General features: G+C 53.3%; 1 rRNA gene. It reads left to right on the forward strand.

Going from position 1 to position 2,533, the window contains the following annotated elements:
- Positions 1 to 2,528: ribosomal RNA gene (locus tag LQ50_RS23975) — 23S ribosomal RNA — on the forward strand; the annotation flags it as partial.
- Positions 2,529 to 2,533: the final 5 nt, after the last annotated feature.

Consider the following 2,533-nt stretch of genomic DNA (forward strand, 5'->3'; position numbering starts at 1 on the left):
ATCCTGAGTACGGCGGGACACGTGAAACCCCGTCGGAATCCGGGAGGACCATCTCCCAAGGCTAAATACTCCCTAGTGACCGATAGTGAACCAGTACCGTGAGGGAAAGGTGAAAAGCACCCCGGAAGGGGAGTGAAAGAGATCCTGAAACCGTGTGCCTACAACTAGTTGGAGCCCATTTACGGGTGACAGCGTGCCTTTTGTAGAATGAACCGGCGAGTTACGATCCCGTGCAAGGTTAAGCTGAATAGGCGGAGCCGCAGCGAAAGCGAGTCTGAATAGGGCGTTATAGTACGTGGTCGTAGACCCGAAACCGTGTGATCTACCCATGTCCAGGGTGAAGTTCAGGTAACACTGAATGGAGGCCCGAACCCACGCACGTTGAAAAGTGCGGGGATGAGGTGTGGGTAGGGGTGAAATGCCAATCGAACTCGGAAATAGCTGGTTCTCCCCGAAATAGCTTTAGGGCTAGCCTCGAGGGAAGAGTATTGGAGGTAGAGCACTGATTGGACTAGGGGTCCCCACAGGATTACCGAATTCAGTCAAACTCCGAATGCCAAATACTTATCCTCGGGAGTCAGACTGCGAGTGCTAAGATCCGTAGTCAAGAGGGAAACAGCCCAGACCATCAGCTAAGGTCCCAAAGTATACGTTAAGTGGAAAAGGATGTGGAGTTGCCCAGACAACCAGGATGTTGGCTTAGAAGCAGCCACCATTTAAAGAGTGCGTAATAGCTCACTGGTCGAGTGACTCTGCGCCGAAAATGTACCGGGGCTAAACGTATCACCGAAGCTATGGATTGACACCTTCTGGTGTCAGTGGTAGGGGAGCGTTCTAAGTGCAGTGAAGTCAGATCGAGAGGACTGGTGGAGCGCTTAGAAGTGAGAATGCCGGTATGAGTAGCGAAAAGAGGGGTGAGAATCCCCTCCGTCGAAAGCCCAAGGTTTCCTGAGGAAGGCTCGTCCGCTCAGGGTCAGTCGGGACCTAAGCCGAGGCCGAAAGGCGTAGGCGATGGACAACAGGTTGAAATTCCTGTACCACCTCCTCACCGTTTGAGTAATGGGGGGACGCAGAAAGGTAGGGTAAGCGCGCTGATGGATATGCGCGTCCAAGCAGTTAGGCTGAGAAGTAGGCAAATCCGCTTCTCATTAAGGCTGAGCTGTGATGGCGAGGGAAATATTAGTACCGAAGTTCCTGATCCTACACTGCCTAGAAAAGCCTCTAGCGAGGTGAGAGGTGCCCGTACCGCAAACCGACACAGGTAGGCGAGAAGAGAATTCTAAGACGCTCGGGAGAACTCTCGTTAAGGAACTCGGCAAAATGACCCCGTAACTTCGGGAGAAGGGGTGCTCTATTAGGGTGCAAGCCCGAGAGAGCCGCAGTGAAAAGATCCAAGCGACTGTTTAGCAAAAACACAGGTCTCTGCGAAGCCGTAAGGCGAAGTATAGGGGCTGACACCTGCCCGGTGCTGGAAGGTTAAGAGGAGGGGTTATCCTTTGGGAGAAGCTCTGAATTGAAGCCCCAGTAAACGGCGGCCGTAACTATAACGGTCCTAAGGTAGCGAAATTCCTTGTCGGGTAAGTTCCGACCCGCACGAATGGTGTAACGATTTGGATACTGTCTCAACGAGAGACCCGGTGAAATTATAGTACCTGTGAAGATGCAGGTTACCCGCGACAGGACGGAAAGACCCCATGGAGCTTTACTGTAGCTTGATATTGGATGTTGGTACAGTTTGTACAGGATAGGTAGGAGCCTTGGAAGCGTGAGCGCCAGCTTACGTGGAGGCGTCGGTGGGATACTACCCTGACTGTGCTGACATTCTAACCTCGAGCCGTGATCCGGTTCAGGGACAGTGTCAGGTGGGCAGTTTGACTGGGGCGGTCGCCTCCTAAACAGTAACGGAGGCGCCCAAAGGTTCCCTCAGAATGGTTGGAAATCATTCGTAGAGTGCAAAGGCAAAAGGGAGCTTGACTGCGAGACCTACAAGTCGAGCAGGGACGAAAGTCGGGCTTAGTGATCCGGTGGTTCCGCATGGAAGGGCCATCGCTCAACGGATAAAAGCTACCCTGGGGATAACAGGCTTATCTCCCCCAAGAGTCCACATCGACGGGGAGGTTTGGCACCTCGATGTCGGCTCATCGCATCCTGGGGCTGAAGTAGGTCCCAAGGGTTGGGCTGTTCGCCCATTAAAGCGGTACGCGAGCTGGGTTCAGAACGTCGTGAGACAGTTCGGTCCCTATCCGTCGCGGGCGTAGGAAATTTGAGAGGAGCTGTCCTTAGTACGAGAGGACCGGGATGGACACACCGCTGGTGTACCAGTTGTTCCGCCAGGAGCATAGCTGGGTAGCTACGTGTGGACGGGATAAGTGCTGAAAGCATCTAAGCATGAAGCCCCCCTCAAGATGAGATTTCCCATGGAGTTAATCCAGTAAGACCCCTTAGAGATGATGAGGTTGATAGGTCTGGTGTGGAAGCGTGGCGACACGTGGAGCTGACAGATACTAATCGGTCGAGGACTTATCCAATACAT

The organism is Halalkalibacter okhensis (assembly GCF_000787375.1).
Taxonomy (GTDB): Bacteria; Bacillota; Bacilli; order Bacillales; family Bacillaceae_D; genus Halalkalibacter; species Halalkalibacter okhensis.